This is a genomic window from Kitasatospora sp. NPDC001547 (genome assembly GCF_042894165.1).
GTDB lineage: Bacteria > Actinomycetota > Actinomycetes > Streptomycetales > Streptomycetaceae > Kitasatospora.
Genome location: NZ_JBIAVL010000020.1, coordinates 33596 through 51404, shown reverse-complemented (window position 1 = coordinate 51404; position 17809 = coordinate 33596). Strand labels below are relative to the sequence as shown.

Annotated in this window: 14 protein-coding genes and 1 tRNA gene; 4 read left to right on the top strand and 11 right to left on the bottom strand. The window is 74.1% G+C overall.

The features are described 5' to 3' along the window. Window positions 1-273 precede the first annotated feature (273 nt). Window positions 274-1284, top strand: coding sequence for a tyrosine recombinase XerC (gene xerC, locus ACFY0X_RS28905; RefSeq protein WP_387758883.1), 1011 nt, complete (start codon window positions 274-276; stop codon window positions 1282-1284). A 48-nt stretch (window positions 1285-1332) separates the two neighbouring features. Here the strand turns inward: xerC and ACFY0X_RS28900 are convergent, their stop codons facing one another. The 8 genes from ACFY0X_RS28900 to ACFY0X_RS28865 form a co-directional block, all read right to left on the bottom strand. Next, window positions 1333-2109, bottom strand: coding sequence for a hypothetical protein (locus ACFY0X_RS28900; protein WP_387758881.1), 777 nt, complete (start codon window positions 2107-2109; stop codon window positions 1333-1335). A 692-nt stretch (window positions 2110-2801) separates the two neighbouring features. Next, a tRNA-Pro gene (locus ACFY0X_RS28895) sits at window positions 2802-2875 on the bottom strand. A gap of 136 nt (window positions 2876-3011) precedes the next feature. After that, window positions 3012-4409 carry an MFS transporter gene (locus ACFY0X_RS28890; RefSeq protein WP_387758879.1) on the bottom strand — a complete coding sequence of 466 codons (1398 nt, stop codon included), beginning with the start codon at window positions 4407-4409 and terminating at the stop codon, window positions 3012-3014. A 79-nt stretch (window positions 4410-4488) separates the two neighbouring features. Next, window positions 4489-5280, bottom strand: a complete 792-nt coding sequence (locus tag ACFY0X_RS28885) for a DUF1684 domain-containing protein (protein WP_387758877.1) — start codon at window positions 5278-5280, stop codon at window positions 4489-4491. Window positions 5281-5474: 194 nt separating this feature from the next. Next, entirely contained in the window at window positions 5475-6344 is an 870-nt protein-coding gene (locus ACFY0X_RS28880) for an acyl-CoA thioesterase (protein WP_387758876.1), read from the bottom strand. Between the two features lie 192 nt (window positions 6345-6536). Beyond that, on the bottom strand, window positions 6537-7226 hold the full coding sequence (locus ACFY0X_RS28875; protein WP_387758951.1) for an alpha-ketoglutarate-dependent dioxygenase AlkB family protein: 690 nt from the start codon (window positions 7224-7226) through the stop codon (window positions 6537-6539). Window positions 7227-7252: 26 nt separating this feature from the next. Beyond that, window positions 7253-7663 carry a transglycosylase family protein gene (locus ACFY0X_RS28870; protein WP_387758874.1) on the bottom strand — a complete coding sequence of 137 codons (411 nt, stop codon included), beginning with the start codon at window positions 7661-7663 and terminating at the stop codon, window positions 7253-7255. A gap of 355 nt (window positions 7664-8018) precedes the next feature. After that, window positions 8019-8804 (bottom strand): transglycosylase family protein, encoded by a 786-nt coding sequence (locus tag ACFY0X_RS28865; RefSeq protein ID WP_387758872.1) that lies wholly within the window; start codon window positions 8802-8804, stop codon window positions 8019-8021. A gap of 592 nt (window positions 8805-9396) precedes the next feature. Here ACFY0X_RS28865 and ACFY0X_RS28860 point away from each other — a divergent pair. Both ACFY0X_RS28860 and ACFY0X_RS28855 read left to right on the top strand, forming a co-directional pair. After that, window positions 9397-10299 (top strand): hypothetical protein, encoded by a 903-nt coding sequence (locus ACFY0X_RS28860; protein WP_387758871.1) that lies wholly within the window; start codon window positions 9397-9399, stop codon window positions 10297-10299. A 286-nt stretch (window positions 10300-10585) separates the two neighbouring features. Next, a complete protein-coding gene (locus tag ACFY0X_RS28855) occupies window positions 10586-11440 on the top strand; it encodes a hypothetical protein (RefSeq protein ID WP_387758869.1) in 855 nt (284 codons plus the stop codon). Window positions 11441-11621: 181 nt separating this feature from the next. Here the strand turns inward: ACFY0X_RS28855 and der are convergent, their stop codons facing one another. From der to ACFY0X_RS28840, 3 genes are all read right to left on the bottom strand, one after another. Further along, window positions 11622-13076 carry a ribosome biogenesis GTPase Der gene (gene der, locus ACFY0X_RS28850; RefSeq protein WP_387758868.1) on the bottom strand — a complete coding sequence of 485 codons (1455 nt, stop codon included), beginning with the start codon at window positions 13074-13076 and terminating at the stop codon, window positions 11622-11624. Window positions 13077-13247: 171 nt separating this feature from the next. Further along, entirely contained in the window at window positions 13248-13961 is a 714-nt protein-coding gene (gene cmk, locus ACFY0X_RS28845) for a (d)CMP kinase (protein WP_387758866.1), read from the bottom strand. Window positions 13962-14217: 256 nt separating this feature from the next. Further along, window positions 14218-15303 carry a prephenate dehydrogenase gene (locus ACFY0X_RS28840; RefSeq protein WP_387758864.1) on the bottom strand — a complete coding sequence of 362 codons (1086 nt, stop codon included), beginning with the start codon at window positions 15301-15303 and terminating at the stop codon, window positions 14218-14220. A 349-nt stretch (window positions 15304-15652) separates the two neighbouring features. On the opposite strand from ACFY0X_RS28840, the gene ACFY0X_RS28835 reads away from it, so the two are divergent. Next, a complete protein-coding gene (locus tag ACFY0X_RS28835; protein ID WP_387758862.1) occupies window positions 15653-17806 on the top strand; it encodes a DUF4139 domain-containing protein in 2154 nt (717 codons plus the stop codon). Window positions 17807-17809 lie beyond the last annotated feature (3 nt).

Sequence of the window (17809 nt, the reverse complement as noted above, 5' to 3'; positions counted from 1 at the left end):
GACTTCGCGGCTGCCGAGTAGGCACTCATGTGAAGGAAGTTGCTTGCGTGAAGGGAGAGTTCAATGGCGTCTAGTGGGGCTGAGTTCGAGCGTGGGCGGGTCTACCGGCGCTGTGGCTGCCGGGGTGCGGATCGACGTCCGATCGGGGCGCGCTGCCCGCGGCTGGCGGCGGATGAGCGGCACGGGAGCTGGGCGTACGCGGTGGACATGCCGACGAACGGCGAGGGACGCAGCACCCGGCGGCGCAGCGGTTACGGGACACGGGAGGATGCCGTGTACGCGCTGCAGTGCGTGCTGAACGCGGAGGCGACGGGCGTGTTCGAGGACCGCAAGCTCACGGTCGGTGCGTTCCTCCTGGAGTGGGTGGCGTTGAAGGAGCGGACGCTCAAGCCGTCCACTGCAGCCTCCTACGCCAAGTGCGTGCGCCAGGAGCTTCTTCCGGTGTTCGGCCGGATGCGGCTGAAGGACCTGCGTTCCCGGCATGTCGCCGCCTGGCAGGCCGACCTGCGGGATCAGGGCCGCGGCGCGCCGACGGTCTACCGGCTCGGGGCGACGCTGCGCAGTGCCCTGAATCATGCCGTCCACAAGGAGCGTCTGATCGGCTACAACGCGGCCGAGGGTGCCATCGGCGCGCGGCCGGCGGCGGCCGAGCGCCTGTGCTGGACCGCGGTGCAGGCGGCGGCGTTCCTGCGTCACAACGAGCTGTACTACCGCGACCAGGTCGCCGACATGTTCGAGGTGATGCTGGGAACCGGGATGCGGCGCGGGGAGGTGCTGGGGCTGCACTGGGAGGACGTCCACTTCATGGAGCTCAAGATCTTCGTCCGCTGGACGCTGGCCACCATCGACAACAACGAACTGCACCTGTGCGCGCCGAAGACCAAGGCGAGCCGGAACTGGGTCAGCGTCAATCCACGGGTCCTGGCCGCGCTGCAGCGCCAGGCCGACTACCAACAGTCTCTGCTGCCACCGGGAGCGCCGTTGCGTGGACTCGTCTTCGCAGGCGTCGACGGAGCTCCGCTGCGTCCGCAGTACGTCCTGGACCAGCTGCGGCACCGCCAGGCCGAGGCCGGGCTGCCGCAGATCACGATTCACGATCTGCGGCACACGGTGGCGACCATCATGATCACCTCCGGGGTGTCGATCGCGATCGTGTCGAAGGCCCTGCGTCATTCGACCATCGCGACGACCATCAACATCTACGGGCACCTGCTCAAGCACGCGGCCGACGACGCGGTCAACGCGCTCGCCCATGCCTACGAACTGGCTGCCACGGACCTTTAGGACTGGCCCGGTTTCCAGCCCCGCCACGCTGCTTGACCGGCCCGGGAGTCAACCGCCCAGGAGCAGATCGGACACCGCCCGGGGAGCGGCGAGCGAGACCTGGCCGGCCGGCCAGTCGACGCCGCTCTGGTGGACCGCGATCACCCTGGCCTGCCAGAAGGTGAGCGGATCGTGCTCCCGACCGGTGAACGGCTCCGTCTCAAGTAGTGGGAGCGCCATCTGAACCAGGTGTACGGGCTCGGCGTTCTCCTCTTCAGCGAGCCGCCGTGCCTGGTCGGTTGAGGCCGTGATGAGGCGCTGGACAGCGTCCAGCGCCTCATCACGTGCCTTGCGCCGTCTGCCGAACGCTTCGTAGACCGCTGCGGACGCCGCCCGTACGCAGTCCGCCACCTGCGCCTCGCCTTCGGCGCAGGCGCTCTGCCAGCGCATCCACGCCTCCAGCAGCAGCCACTCCCCGTCAACCCCCCAGCTCCCTGCACACGTCGGCAGCCCTTCCCGCAGGCCGACCGGCACGGGCAGGGCCGCCACGCAGGCAGCCGTCAGCAGTTCACGAGGGTCGACGCGGCGGGCAACCGCTGCGCGAGCCTGCTCGACCGCGCCGGTCAGCGCGGACAGCCTGGGCCCTGCCCAGGACTCCAGCCAGGGGAAAGCGGCAGCGGCCGCGAAGCCCTCAAGCGCGCGCGTCTGCGCGCGCCGCCACACCCGCACCGCCTGGGCCGGCTCACCGCCCGCAGGCCCTGGTGTCGGCGCCAGCCCCGCCGGCCCGTCGCCCGCCACCACGGCGGGAGTTCTCAGCCCTGCCACCGCGACCGCAAACTCGCTCACGGGATGGTCTGCCGGCAACATCCACGCGCAGGACCCGCACAACGGCCCGGCCGGGAGCCCGACACGGCCCAGCCGCGCACCGGACCCCAACTGGGGGCATGCCCGGTCACCGTGAAGCACAGCCCGGCCCCCGGGGACGCTGTAGCAGTCCAGGAGGAGGGAACCCAGCGAACCCAGGGGCACGTCATCGCCAAAGATCTGCCCCAGCCGCACCCGGCGCGCCCCACCCCTCAGCACACCGTCTCCCGAAGCCCGCGGCCTGCCGAGCCCCTTTGCGCCCCAGCAAGGAGGACCGCCTGGCCAGGGCGGCTCCCGCCTACGTGGTGGTCGCATGGTGGTCGCAGACCTTCGCCCTGCGGGGCCACCCCCGCGCCGACATCTGGCCCAGAAAATCCGGACAGAGCGGAAGAAGGTTCACAAATTGAATAATGCTCACGCCCGGCCGCGTCAACCCCGCGACGCGAGGTCACCCGCCACAGGATGTCGTGAGTGGTTAACGATCCGGCCACCGATCGGGCCACGTGCGCCAACTCCAGCCATACAGCAGCGAGTTGACCAGGTCAGCCCGCGCCCGGCTGCGGTCCGCGGCCGGACGAGATGCGACCACCCTGCGACCATCACCCCGTGACACGCACAAAAAAGGCCGCCCCCATCCTCAGATGGAAACGGCCTCCGACCTGCGGATTCGCAAGTCGGGACGACAGGATTTGAACCTGCGACCCCTTGACCCCCAGTCAAGTGCGCTACCAAGCTGCGCCACGTCCCGTGGTCTCGGTGCCTGCAGCGGGGCCTGGGGGGCTCTGCTGTGGGCTTCTCGACCTTGTCTCCGGTTGTCCCGGCGACGTGGAAAACAATACAGCACGTCGGGGGGTGCTCGCTGCCAGGTTCTGGGGTGGGTGGGGTCAGGGGGTGGGGTGGCGGGCGTCGTAGGTGAGGAAGGCGGGGCGGCGGGCGGCGAGGAGGAGGACGGCGGCGACGCAGGCGAGGCCGCCGGTGATCACGGAGGTGGCAGGGTTGGTGAGGGCGGCGACGGTGCCGGACTCGAAGTCGCCGAGGCGGGGGCCGCCGGCCACCACCACGATGAAGATGCCCTGGAGGCGGCCGCGCATCTCGTCCGGGGCCGCGACCTGCATCATCGTGTTGCGGAAGATCATGCTGACGGTGTCGGCGCAGCCCGCGACCGCGAGCAGCAGGAGGCCGAGCCAGAGGTTGTGGAGGGCGCCGAAGGCGGCGATGGCCAGGCCCCAGGCGGCGACGGCGGCGAGGACGGCGACGCCCTGGCGGTGCACGCGGCCGACCCAGCCGGAGAAGAGCGCGCCGACCAGGGCGCCGACCGCGGGGGCGGAGACCAGTAGGCCGACGGTGCCGGCGTCGCCGCCGTAGAAGGTGACCGCGATGGCCGGGAAGAGGGCGCGCGGCATGCCGAAGACCATGGCCGCCAGGTCGGCGAGGAAGCTGGTGCGCAGGTTGGGCTGCTCGCGCAGGAAGCGGAGGCCGTCGAGGACGGAGGCGCGGCCCTTGCGGTCGCCGAGCGGCCGCATGGCGGGCAGGCGCCACATCGCGTAGAGGGTGCCGGTGAAGGCGACGGTGTCGATCAGGTAGGCGGCCTGGGGGCCGTAGGCGCCGATGAGGACGCCGCCGAGCATCGGACCGACGGTGAGGCCGAGGTTCATGCTGACGGTGTTCAGCGCGTTCGCGGCCGGGAGCTGGTGGCTGGGGACCAGTCGGGGGATCATCGCCGAGCGGGCGGGCGAGCTGATCGCGAAGAAGCCGGCCTGGACGGCGACGGCGGCGTACAGGACGGCGACCAGGCCGAGGCCGGCCAGCGCCTGCGCGGCCAGGACGGCGGAGACGGCCGCCAGACCGGCCGAGCCGATCAGGCCCAGTCGGCGCCGGTCGACGGTGTCGGCGATCGCGCCGCCGTAGAGGCCGAAGACGACCAGCGGGACGAGCGAGAAGATGCCGACCAGGCCGGTCGCGAAGGCGGAGCCGGTCAGGTCGTAGACCTGGACGGAGACGGCGACGGCCGTCATCTGCTGGCCTATGGAGGAGACGGCCTGCCCGGCCCAGACCCGGCGGTAGTCGGCGTGGTCGCGCAGCGGGCTGAGGTCGGCGAAGGCCCGCCGGTACCAGGCTGAGTCGGCGGCCGCCTCCGGCTCCGGTCCGCCCCCTGACGAGGGACTGGAGAGTGGCGCAGAGGAGGCGGAGGGGGAAGACGGGGAGGCGGAGGAGGGAGACGAGGGGGCGGAGCCGAACGGGGCGGGTGAGGGGGACGGAGTGGAATGTTGATTGTTCGACATAACCCCCCATGCTCCGCTCCACCCCGGGGCCGCCCCGCACCGGGGCCCGCCCCAGCGGACCCGCCGTCCCCACCACCCGTTACCGGTTCAGCACCTGCTTCTCCCCCGCCTCCACCGCGAAGTCCAGCCGGTTGCCCGGCGGCGGGAACGGGCAGATGAAGTGGTCCGAGAAGGCGCACGGCGGCAGGTAGGCCCGGTTGAGGTCGAGGACGGTGCGGCCGTCGGCGTCCGGCGCCGGCAGGGTGATGAACCGGAAGCGGTAGGTGTCGATGCCGCTGGTCGCGTCGGCGATCACGCCGCTGAGCCGCCGGCCCGACCGGCTGACGGTCAGGGTCCGGTGCTCGCCCGCCACGGTGAACGCGATCTGCCCGGAGACGGCCAGCGGACGCTCCCGGCCGTCGGCGTTCGGGACCACGACCGACCGCGCGTCGCCGTCCTCGAACGGAGTGAAGACGGCGGACACGGCCCACTCGGGCGCGTACGGGTAGGCGGAGATGCCCGCGAACGCGGCCCGGCGCGGGGAGGCCGGATCGAAGACCCGCAGGGCCAGCTCGCCCTCGCGCTCGATCGGGACGAGCAGCAGGGCGCCCAGGGTGGCGGTGTCGGCGGCCGGGTCGCTGTCCGGCCGGAGCAGCGCCTCGCCGTCCACCGGGGCGTCGGCGCCGTCGACCGTGATGCCGTCGGACGTCTCCGCCCGGACCCGGACGCCCTCGGCGTCGGCCCACCAGCGCCCGGGCAGGCCCGGGATCTCGGCGGGCTCGGGCTCCAGCCAGTGCGTGCCGGTGAGTGCGAGCTGGCCGTGCGGCGCGCTCACCGTCGCCGCCCGGCCGTCGCTCCAGTGCTTCCAGTCCTCCGCGGCAGTCGCCGTCATCGGTTCACCCTCCCGGTCGGTCCGCGGACGGCCCGCGGTTCGGGCCGCCCGTCTCGGTCATCCACAACACCGTCCACGCGGACGGATCATTCCCGTCGACCCGAAGCCGCCGAAACCGCAACACGGCTGCGGCGCGCCGACACGGGGCACAACACGAGGCAACGCCGGGCAACACCACCGGGCCCCACGACCACCTACCCGTCGCGGCGCTTCAGCGGCCGGAACAGCCCCTCCTGCACCACGGACACCACCAGCCGGCCGTGCCGGTCGAAGATCTGCCCGCGCGCCAGGCCGCGCGCGCCGTGCGCGATCGGGGACTCCTGCTGGTACAGCAGCCAGTCGTCCGTCCGGAACGGCTGGTGGAACCACATCGCGTGGTCGAGCGAGGCCATGTCGAAGTTCCGCTCGCCCCACAGCGGCTCGACCGGGGCGCGGACGGCGTCCAGCAGCGTCATGTCGCTGGCGTATGTGAGGGCGCAGACGTGGATCAGCGGGTCGTCCGGCAACGAGCCGTTGGTGCGCAGCCAGACGCCGCTGCGCGCCTCGACGCCCTCCAGCTCCTCCTCCGTCCAGCGCAGCCGGTCGACGTAGCGGATGTCGAAGGGCTGGCGGCGGCTGATGAAGGGGGGCAGCTCGCCGAGCCGGGAGCCGACCTCGTCCAGGGCGCTGGGCAGGTCCTCGGGGGCGGCGACGGGCGGCATCGGGTACTGGTGGTCGATGCCGCCCTCCTCGGGTCTGTGGAAGTCCGCGGTGAGGGCGAAGATCGACCGCCCGCCCTGGATGCCGAGCACCCGGCGGGTGGTGAAGGAGCGGCCGTCGCGGATCCGGTCGACCTGGTAGACGATCGGCACGCCGGGGACCCCGGGGCGCAGGAAGTAGGCGTGCAGCGAGTGGACCGGGCGCTCGTCGTCCACCGTGCGCCCCGCCGCGACCAGCGCCTGCCCGGCGACCTGGCCGCCGAACGTCCGTTGCAGCGCCTCCTCGGGGCTGCGCCCGCGGAAGATGTTGAGTTCGATCTGCTCAAGGTCGAGCAGATCGACAAGGTCGTCGACGGGGGTTCCCATGCGCACGCTTCCTCTCGGACTCCGAACGAATTCTCCAGCTCACTCGAATTCTCCGGCGACCCGGGTCATTCCCGCGCATCGGTCCGAAGCCTCCAGTTCACTCGAACGAGTAGACGAGTAGACGAGTAGACGCGTAACCGGGTGAACGAGGAGAGGAGTAGGCCAGCAGCCCCGACGAACCCCACCCTCCCCCTACTCCCCCAGCCCCGACTCCCGCACCGTGATGTTGAGCCGCCCGACCAGCCCCAGCGCCGGATCGGCCGTCCCCGGCAGCGTCCGCACCACCCCGTGGTACGCGAACCGGGCCGGGCCGCCGAACACCAGCAGGTCCCCGCTGCGCAGTTCCAGGTCGGTCCACGGCCGGGTCCTGGTCTCGGTGTTCCCCAGCCGGAACACGCAGCCGTCGCCCAGCGAGAGCGAGACCACCGGCGCGTCCGCCCGCTCGTCGCGGTCCTGGTGGAGGCCCATCTTCGCACCGTGGGCGTAGTGGTTGACGATCGCGATGTCCGGCTCGTACGACGCCGCGCCCGCGACCTCCCCCAGCGCGGTCCCGTACGCCTCGGCGACGGCCCTGCGCGCCAGGTCACCGAGCAGCGGCGGGAACGGTTTGACGGGCGCGCCGTCCTCGGCGACCCGCCGGTACCCGTACGGGTACCAGTGCAGGCCGAGGCTCACCATCCGGACGGACATCATCCCGCCGGTGGGCATCCGCACGGTGTGCAGACCGGCCGGCGGACGGGCCCACTCCCGGCAGGCCGCGACCAGGCGGCGCTGCGCGTCGAGGTCCAGCCAGCCGGGGAGCAGGACGGCACCGGGGGCCGGCTCGGAGCGCTCGCGCGCGCCCGCGGACCCGCCCGGATCGCTGAACAGCTCGTCCTGGATCACCCCACCATCCTCCCGCACCGCGGCTATCCGGGCCCAGCCCCGGCGCCGGCCGCGGGAGCGCCCCCGAGCAGCCCCAACTCCCGGGCGCAGGACGGCCAGGCCTCCCACCCCTGACGGCGGACGATCTCCTCGCCGACGGTCGTCTGCTCGCGTCGGCTCGCGTGGTCCGGCCGGTCGGCGAAGCGCGGACCACCGGCCTCCGCCCAGGTGGACGGCCGGATCTGCAGGCCGCCGTAGAAGCCGTTGCCGGTGTCCGCCCGCCAGTCGCCGCCGCTCTCGCAGTCGGCGAGCTCGTCCCACACCAGGTCGGCGACCCGGACGGCCGCCCGGGCCCGTACCCCGCCCGACGAGACGGCCAGCAGCACCGCCACGGCGGTGCCCGCGCCCACCACGAACCGGCCGAGACCTGAGCGCTCATCACATGAAGGTGGCATGGCAGCCGACCCTAGGCGCGCCGCCCGCCCCTCGCCCACGCACTCGGCCGAACGCCACAAACGCGGTAGACCTCGAAACCGCCGTAAGCGCTGTGAATGGCGTCAACGATGCGAGACACCGCACAACACCCCACAACGCCGCGCACCCCACGCACCCCGCGCAACGCCGACGGCCGCTCCCCCGACCGGCGGGAGGAACCCGCGCGGCGGAGAAGCGGCCGTGGAAGCCGAGCACATCGCCACGTCAGCAGATCGCCGCCCGTGCGGGCGGCACCGCAGGGCGGCGCCGACGTACCGCCGGAGCCCGCGTAGCCGGTACCGGCTACGCACCGGGCCCCAGGCGCCCGAGCGGACCTCAGATGCTGAGGGTCTGGCCCGGGAGGATCAGGTCCGGGTTGCCACCGATGACCTTGGCGTTGTTCTGGTACAGGTCGTGCCAGTCCAGGCCCTGCGCGGCGGCGATGGAGCTCAGGGTGTCACCGGCCTTGACGGTGTAGCTGCCCTTGGCGGCCGGCTTGGCGTCGTTCGAGCGGTTCCAGGACTTGGCGCCCTGGTCGGCCTTCGGCGCGGACTTCTGGGCGTCGGCCTTGGCGGCGGCCTTCGGCGCGACGGCGTCGTTCTTCGGCGCGGCCTGGGCCTTGGGGGCGGCCTTCGGGGCCTCGGCCGGCTTGGCGGCGGCCTTCGGGGCCTGCGCCGGCTTGGCGGCGGTCGAGCCCGCCGAGGTGTCGACGGCGGCCGGGGCGCCGCCCTTGGTCAGGCCGGCCTTGACGGAGCAGACGGGCCAGGCGCCCGGGCCCTGCGAGGCGAGGACCTTCTCGGCGACGGCGATCTGCTGCGCCTTGGTGGCCAGGTTGGCCTGCGAGGCGTAGGCGGTGCCACCGAAGGCGGCCCAGGTGCTGGAGGTGAACTGCAGACCGCCGTAGAAACCGTTGCCGGTGTTGATGGCCCAGTTGCCGCCGCTCTCGCACTGGGCGACGGCGTCCCAGGTGGCGACGGAGGCGGCGGAGGCCGAGGTGGCCGTGACGAGGCCGGCCACCGGCAGGGCCGCGACAGCGGCGCCCGCCACGACGGCCATCCGAACGCGGTTGCGCTTGGTGGCGGTGGAGGTGGTGGCAGCGGCGGTCTCGTTACGGAAGGTCATGAGGTTCCTCTCGACAGCCCCGGGGCGGGCATGCGGAACCAGACCCCGTGAGGGGCCGCGTTCGCTTGCCGCGTCCGTCGGACGGCCGTGCACGTATCGGACGTGCCGCTGCCGCCCCGGTCACCCAGCCGCGCGCCGACGACCTGTTCGAGCGATCGTGTCGGCGGGCACCTGCCGCGCCCGGCGGACCGGGGGGCCGTGCGTCGGGGGTGAACCCGGGTGGCGCTCGTTGCGCCGACCAAGAAGCTACGAGGCGGTCGACGGGGAAGCCAAAACTTCAACGGTCCGCCCAGCTCAGCCAAGGGTTACCGGCGGTAATGACCAGGGAATCACGCCCGAAATGTCGGGTTTGGCCATTGTTTCCTAGATCAAACACCCGGATTCCGTGATTCACCTCACCGCTTGATTCCGGCAGTCCCGGCACCCACATCGACAGATTGCGACCACGACAACACGCCGCGCGGTCGGATCCGAGGCAATTCCCGTCAGCCTCGACGGGCACCCGTGACGCCCGACACAAGGGCCCGTTGGGCATGGCGACCTCCCCGTGTCCGCCCGCGAACCGCCATCCACACCCATCCGAGGAGACCCTGTGCCGCGCATGCTCGACGTCAGCGACGAGGTCCGGTCCGAGATCGGCGACGACGAGGCCGACCGCCTGCTAGGCGGCGACCGCGCTCCCGACAGCTACGAGTGCACCTCCTGCCGGACCCCCGGCGACACGCACGTGGAGCCCACCAGCACCGTGCTGTTCGTCGGTGAGGAGACCGCCGTCCTCGCCTTCGCGCACGCCCGCTGCATCCCCTCCCAGGTCGTGCCGGTCGCCGAGGAGCAGCTGGTCGGCGCCGTCCGCAGCATCAGCCAGTCCCAGCCGGGCGGCGGCCCCGACCTCGCCGCCCCCGGCGTTCCCGGTGCCCCCGGCTTCCCCGGCTTCCCCGGCACCCCCGCCGTCGCACCGAGCGCCCCCGCACCGGCCCCGGCCGCGCCCGTCGGCCCCGCCCCGACCCAGCCGACCGCCCCCGGTCAGGCCGCCATCCTCGGCATCACCTGCGGACTGGTGCTGCACGGCAAGGTCGGGCACGCCTCGCTGGTGGTCGAGCCGACCGGGCCCGTCGGCCGGCCCGGCAGCACCTCGGGCGAGGACGAGTTCCTGGATCTGCTCCAGGACGCCGGCTTCCAGCCCGTCACCGATCTGGACGAGACCCCGGACCAGCTGCCCGGCTGGTCGGTCCTGGTCGCGATGGGCAAGCTGCACGCGATCCTCCAGCCCGCCGCGGCCGGCGGCAGCACCGGCTGGTGGCAGGCGCACCAGCCGCTCCAGGTCACCGACGCCTGGCGGATGGCCGCGAGCCAGCTGTCCGAGGTGACGATGTACGCCGTCCCGGCCGGCATGGTCGGCCGCCAGCCCCGCGAGGACCTGCTGCGCCAGGCGCTGGAGCGGGCGGTGGCGCTGGGCCAGGTGGTCGCCGCCTCCCTCCCGCTCGCCGGCACCTGATCCGCCCCCGCGTCCCGCGTCCCCGCCTCCCCCGCCTCCGCGCCCCGACCCGCCGGAAGGCGGCCACCCACCCCCGTGGCCGCCTTCCGGCGAACGCCTGCCGCCCCCGCGGCCCGACCAGCCCCGGCGACCCGAGCCGACCCGCGCCCCGCCCCGGCGCGCCCGCTCGCACCCCCGGCGTGCCCGCTCCCCACCCGGCGCGGCCGCCCGCCCCGCACTCCGGCGTGTGGAAGCGCCCCCGCTCCCGCCCCCGCATCCCCCGCCCCTCTCACTCGTTGGCCCCTACGTGTACAGCTACGACGTCTCCGCGTCCCCCGGCCGGTCCGCCACCGCCTCGCGCTCGATCCCGGGCATGCGCCCGTCGTACGACGCCGAGCACCCGCACTCCGCCACGCCGATCTACGACGAGCTGTACTCCGAGTACCGGCGCCTCTTCCGTGCCCTGCCCGGCGACCGCTCGGGCGAGGAGGACCTGAAGTTCACCGGCTTCGCGGTCCGCGACGGCTACCCGATGGTCGGCGAGCAGCGCCCGTACCCGCCCCAGCAGCAGGCCTTCCACACCCTCGCGGGGCAGACGCCGGGACTCCCCCAGTTCATGCCGAGCCACCAGCACCAAGGCCCCGGCCCCACCGGCGGCCAACCGCACGGCCAGGCCACGGCCCAACCGCACGGCCACACCCCCGCCCAACAACACGGCCACGGCGGCGGCCAGCCCGGTGCCCACGCCAACAGCCACTCCCACTCCCACTCCCACTCCCACTCCCACTCCCACTCCCACACCGGCGGTCCCGCCACCGGCCACCACCACGGCCACGGGCACGGCCACTCCGTCGGCCACCCCGAGCCCGCCACCTCCACCGCCCCCACCGGCGACGCCCCCGGCCGCGCCGCAGCGATCCCCGCCCAGGACCAACCCGCCGTCCCCGCAGCCCAGTTCACCAACGGACAGGGCTGGGTCGCGGCCGGCTACCTGGGCGCGGCCCCGCACCCGGTGTCGGTCCCCGCGCCGGTGCCCCCGGCGCCGCCCGCGCCCGCCCCGGTGACGGGTACGGTCACCGGCCTCGTCCCCACCCGGCCCTCCGGCGGCCGCCACCGCCAGATGCTCTCCCTGCCCCCGGGCCCCGCCGTCGAGCTCCACTGACGCCCGGCCCACGCCCCGCGCACGTATCCCCGCACCGGCTCCACTGCGCCCCACCGCGCCCCACCACGCCCCGCCGAACCCGGCCCGCACCACCCCCAAAACACCGGAGGGCCCCGCCACCACCGTGGCGAGGCCCTCCGGCCGTCGGTCGGTCAGCGGACCGACCGTTCCCTCTCCCCTACTACTTCTTCCTGCGCTTCTCCCGGACCCGCACCGAGATCGAGATCGGCGTCCCCACGAACCCGAACTCCTCCCGCAGCCGGCGCTCGATGAAGCGCCGGTAGCCGGCCTCCAGGAAGCCCGAGGCGAACAGCACGAAGCGCGGCGGACGGATGCCCGCCTGGGTGCCGAACAGGATGCGCGGCTGCTTGCCGCCGCGGATCGGGTGCGGGTGGGCGGCGACCAGCTCGCCGAGGAAGGCGTTCAGGCGCGCGGTCGGGATGCGGGTCTCCCAGCCCTCCAGCGCGGTCTCGATCGCCGGGACGAGCTTCTCCATGTGCCGGCCGGTCTTGGCCGACACGTTGACCCGCGGGGCCCACTGCACCTGGACGAGGTCGCGCTCGATCTCGCGCTCCAGGTAGTAGCGGCGCTCCTCGTCGAGCTGGTCCCACTTGTTGTAGGCGACGACGACGGCGCGCCCGGCCTCGACGGCCATCGAGATGATCCGGGTGTCCTGCTCGGCGAGGGTCTCGCTGGCGTCGATCAGGACGACCGCGACCTCGGCCTTCTCCAGCGCGGAGGCGGTGCGCAGCGAGGCGTAGAAGTCGGCGCCGGCGGTCAGGTGGACCCGGCGGCGGATGCCGGCGGTGTCCACGAACTTCCAGGTCTTGCCGCCGAGCTCGATCATCTCGTCGACCGGGTCGCGGGTGGTGCCGGCCAGCTCGTTGACGACGACGCGCTCCTCGCCGGCGACCTTGTTCAGCAGGCTGGACTTGCCGACGTTCGGGCGGCCGATCAGCGCGATGCGGCGCGGGCCGCCGGGGGCGGCGTCGCCGAAGGTCTGCGGCGGGGCCTCGGGCAGCGCGTCCATGACGGCGTCCAGCAGGTCACCCGAGCCGCGGCCGTGCAGGGCGGAGACCGGGAACGGCTCGCCGAGGCCGAGCGACCACAGGTAGGCGGCCTCGGCCTCGGTGGAGGGGCCGTCGACCTTGTTGGCGCACAGGACGGTCGGCTTGCCCGCCCGGCGGATGATCTTGATCAGGGCCTCGTCGGTGTCGGTGGCGCCGACGGTGGCGTCCACCACGAACAGCACCGCGTCGGCCTGCTCGATGCCCAGCTCGGCCTGGGCGGCCACCATGGCGTCGATGCCGAGGACGTCGATCTCCCAGCCGCCGGTGTCGACCACCTTGAAGCGGCGGCCGTTCCAGCTGGCCTCGTAGGTGACCCGGTCGCGGGTAACGCCCGGCTTGTCCTCGACGACGGCCTCGCGGCGGCCGATGATGCGGTTCACCAGGGTGGACTTGCCGACGTTGGGCCGGCCGACCACGGCCAGCACCGGCAGTCGGACATGCTCGGCGCCGTCCCCGGCGTCGAAGCCGTCGAGGTCGAAGCCCTCCTCGGCGGCGAGCGCCATGAACTCGGCGTAGTCGGCGGCGTCCAGCTCACCGTGGCCGGTGGCGGCGTGCTCTGCGGTCATGTTCGTCTGTTCCGTTTCCCGGCCCGGCCCTTCCCAGGGGCGTGCCGTGCGTACCTGCCCCGCTCGGGGCAGCGCGGTGGTTGTCTCCGCGGCACCTCGACGGCCCGCGGTTCACTCGTCGGCCGGCCCGAAGGGGTTCGGACCGGCCCTGGTCGGACCGACGGCGGCCGGTCAGACCGCGGACAGTCCGGCCCGCTCCTCCACCAATCCGGCGATCCGGTCGATCACCTGCTCCAGGGTGAGGTCGCTGGTGTCCACCAGGACCGCGTCCGCGGCCTGGGTCAGCGGGGCCGTCTTCCGGGAGGAGTCGGCGGCGTCCCGGCGGGCGAGGTCGGCGGCCATCGCGGTGATGGTCGCCTCGTCCACGCCCTTGGCGCGCAGCTCGGCGGCCCGGCGCGTGGCCCGGGCCTCCTCGGAGGCGGTCAGGAAGACCTTGACGGTGGCGTCCGGGAACACCACGCTGCCCATGTCCCGGCCCTCGGCGACGATGCCGCGCTCGGCGACCTCGGCGCAGCCGCGCTGGAGCTCCACCAGCCGGGACCGTACGGCCGGCACCGCGGACACGGCGCTGACCTTGGCGGTCACCTCGGGGCCGCGGATCGGGCCGGACACGTCCTGGCCGTCCACCGTGATGGTGGGGCCGTCGGCGTCGGTGCCCGAGACGATCACCGGCTTGCCGCACGCGACGGCCACCGCCTCCGCGTCCTCGACGTCGACCTCGTTGGCCAGCATCCACCAGGTCATCGCCCGGTACATGGCGCCGGTGTCCAGGAAGCTCAGGCCCAGCCGGGCCGCGACCGCCCGGGAGACGGTCGACTTGCCGGAGCCGGAGGGTCCGTCGATGGCGACGACGACCGGGGCGGGCGCTCGGTCGGCAGTGTCCACGGGGCGAACCTCTCTCTGAGCATGGGAGCCGGGGCCTGGGCAGGCGGGCGGCCGGGGATTGTCTCCCTCAAGGTTAATGGACCGCCGCCGGGACGGACTCCGCGGCCGTCCGGGCCGATCAACCGACCCAGACTAGTCGACCCTGAGCAACCGCCCCGACCAACCGACGCCGCCGATCAACCAGGCCCGACGGCCCGGCATCGCCGGCCCCGGCCCCTGGACCCCGGCCCCGGTATCCCCGGCCCCGCCCGGAGCCTCAGTCCCGGACGCTCCAGCCGCTCGCCCGCAGCGCCTTGGTCAGCCGCTTCACCGCCGTCGGCGCCACCGACAGCTGGACGAAGCCGACCTGCTGCCCGGTCGAGTGCTCGATGGCGACGTCCTCGATGTTGACCCCGGCGTCGCCGACCTCGCCGAACAGCCGGCCCAGCTCGCCCGGCTGGTCGCCGAGCACGACCGCCACGGTCTCGTACCGGGTGGGCGGCGCGCCGTGCTTGCCGGGGATGCGGGCCTGGCCGGTGTTGCCGCGCCGCATGACCGCCTCGATCCCGGCCGCGCCCGCCTGGCGCTCGCCCTCCTCGGCGGCCTCCATGGCGCGCAGCGCGGTGACCGTCTCACCGAGGTCGCGGGCCACGCCCTCCAGGACGTCGGCGACCGCGCCCGCGTTGGCGGAGAGGATGTCGACCCACATGCCGGGGTTGGAGGCGGCGATCCTGGTGACGTCGCGCACGCCCTGCCCGGAGAGCCTTATGGCGGTCTCGTCGGCGTTCTCCAGCCGGGCCGCGACCAGTGAGGAGACCAGCTGCGGGGCGTGCGAGACCAGGGCGACCGCCCGGTCGTGCTCGGCGGCGTCCATCACGATCGGCACCGCGCCGCAGAGCGCGACCAGCTCCAGCGCGGCGTTGAGCGTCTCGGTGTCGGTGTCGGCGGTCGGGGTGAGCACCCAGGGGCGGCCCTCGAAGATGTCGGCGCGGGCGGCCAGCGGGCCCGAGCGCTCACGGCCGGCCATCGGGTGACTACCGATGTAGTGGACGGTGTCGCAGCCGAGCTCGGCGACCTCGCTGCCCGGGCCGGCCTTCACGCTGGCGACGTCGGTGTACCAGTGCGCCAGGTTGCGGCGCTGGCAGTCGGCCAGCACCTTGCCGACCAGCGCGGGCGGCACGGCGATGATCGCCAGGTCCACCGGGCCGTCGGCCGGGTCGGTGGTGCCCGCGCCGAGCGACTCGGCGGTGCGGGCCGCGTCCGGGTCGGCGTCCTCCAGATGGACCGTCAGCCCGCGGGCGGTGAGCGCGAGCGCGGCGGAGGTGCCGATCAGTCCGGTGCCGACGACGACGGCAGTGCGCATGGCGGGTCGCTCTCCTCATCACGATTCTCGAAGGTGCCGGGACCGTCCGGGAGCACCCGCGGCCCATCCTCCCTCATCGACCCCGCCGAAGTCCCCACACTCCACCCGGCAACCGGTACGGCGGTCCCGGCAGCTTCCGGCGCCGGCAACCGCCACGGACCCGCCCCCGTCCCACACAGTGCACACGCCGCACCCGGAAATCCTGCGACGCCCGCACCGAAGCCGGGCAGACTGGCCGCCCGGAGAAGGCGGGCAACACCACGAGCAGCACCGCGAACAGCAGCACGGACACCACAGGCACCACCACGAGCGCCACGCGGCGGGCGCCACGCGAACGAAGGGGTTGCGCATGGACGATCAGCACAGCGGCCGGAGCGGGCAGTCGAAACCGCCGGCCGTACCGGCCCACCCGTCGGTCCTGGACTCCGTCGTGGTGTACGCCGAGGGTGCGGTGTGCCGCCGGCGCGCCACCGTCCCGGTCCCGCCCGGTGGACGGCTGCGGCTGACCGGCCTGCCCGCCGCCCTGGACGGCCGCTCGCTGCGCGCTCGGGTGCTCTCCGGACCGGCCGGCACCGCGGTCACCGAGGCCCGCCTCGAACTGCTCGCCGAACTCCGCGAGGAGGACGAACTCCCGGAGTTGCAGCGGGCGTTGGAGGAAGCACGCGAACACCATCACGCGCTCGACGAGCGCCGGCGGCTGGTCCTGGCCGCGATCGCCGAGACCGCCGCGCTGCGCGCCGTACCGCCGCAGCGCCGCCGTGACGAGCCGCTGCGCCGCACGCCCGCCGACGCCTGGCTGGAGCTCGCCGACTTCGTCGACGAGCGGCTGGCCCGGCTCCAGGAACGCGCCGAGGAGCTCACCCAGGAGCTCGAACTCGCCGACCACGAGCTCTACCTGGCCGAAGACCGGCTGGAGCGGGCGTCCACCGCCGACCGGGCCGAGCCGGTCGGGACCAGCACCACCGTCCTGCTCACCCTCGCCACCCCGGGCACCGCGGGCACTCAGCCGCCCCCCGCCCCAGCGCTCGAACTGGAACTGGAGTACGGCGTCCCCGCCGCCCGCTGGGTGCCCGCCTACCGGCTGTCCTACCGGACCGGCGCCGACACCGCCCACCTGGTGCTGCGCGCCGCCGTCGCCCAGCGCACCGGCGAGGACTGGACGGGCGTGCGCCTCGCCCTGTCCACCGCCGACCTCGACCGCCGCACCGACCTGCCCCGGCTCGCCTCGCTGCGGATCGGCCGCAGCCAGCCCGCCCCGCCGCCCTCCGGCTGGCGCGAGCCCCCGGCCGGCCTGAACGACCTCTTCGCCGGCTACGACGCGGCCGGCGCCGACCGCCCCGAGCCCGCCACCCGCCGTCCCGTCCCCGGCGGCGCCGCCCGCTCCGCCCGGCTGGGCGGCGCCCGCCCGGGCGGCCCCCGGGCCGAGGCCTTCGCCGCCGAGGACCGGATCGCCCCCGCCGCGTACGGCGGCGGCCTGCTGAACGCCGACCAGCCGATGCCCGCGCCCCCAGCCCCCGGCGGCTTCGCCGGCTACGGCGGCCCACCGCCGCCGGCCCCGGCCGCCGCCCCGGTGGCACCGCTGCCACAGGCCCCGGGCGGCCTCCCGCCCGCGGAGGCCCGCCGCCGCGTCGGCCACGCCGCCCCGCCCCCGCCACCGCCACCGCCCGGCGTCGTCCCGGACGCCACCCTGCTCGACTACCCCGACCTCGTCCTGGCCGGCCCCGAGGAACCCGCCGCCCGCCGCGGCACCCTCCACCCCCGCCCCGAACGGATCGAACAGGCCTGGCCACTGCGCGCCGGCGGCACCGCACAGCTCCGCACCCTCACCCTGCCCCGGCACGCCGTCCCGCCCCGCGAGTCCGCCGGCTCCTTCGACCACCGCTTCGACGCCGCCGCCCCCGCCGACATCCCGTCCGACGGCACCTGGCACACCGTCACCGTCGGCGAGATCCCGCTCGCCGTCCGCCCCGAGTACGTCACCGTCCCCGCCGTCGAGGAGAAGGTGTACGCGACCCTGGTGCTGGCCAACCGCACCGACCGGGCCGTCCTGGCCGGCCCGGTGGAGGTCACCGTGGACGACGAGTTCCTGCTCACCACCGCCCTGCCCACCCTGGCGCCCGGCGGCACCAGGCGGCTGGGCATCGGCGTCGCCGAGAGCATCGAGGTGGCGCGCCGCACCGAGTTGCACGAGTCCGCCACCGGCATGCTGAAGGGCAACAGCACCGTCCTCGACCACCGGGTGCACGTCCAGCTGGCCAACCGGCTGGCACGCGCCGTCACCGTGGAGGTCCGCGAGCGGGTGCCGGTCACCTCCGACGCCGAGATCCGGATCGAGGAGCGGGCCGACTGGCACGCCCCGACCGTCTCCACGCCGGACTGCCCGCCCAGCACCCGGCTCTGGCGGGTCGATCTGCCCCCGGGCGGACGCGCCGAGCTGGACGGCGGCTACCTGATCAAGATCCCGGCCGGAAAGGCCATCGTCGGCGGAAACCGGAGGAACTGAGCG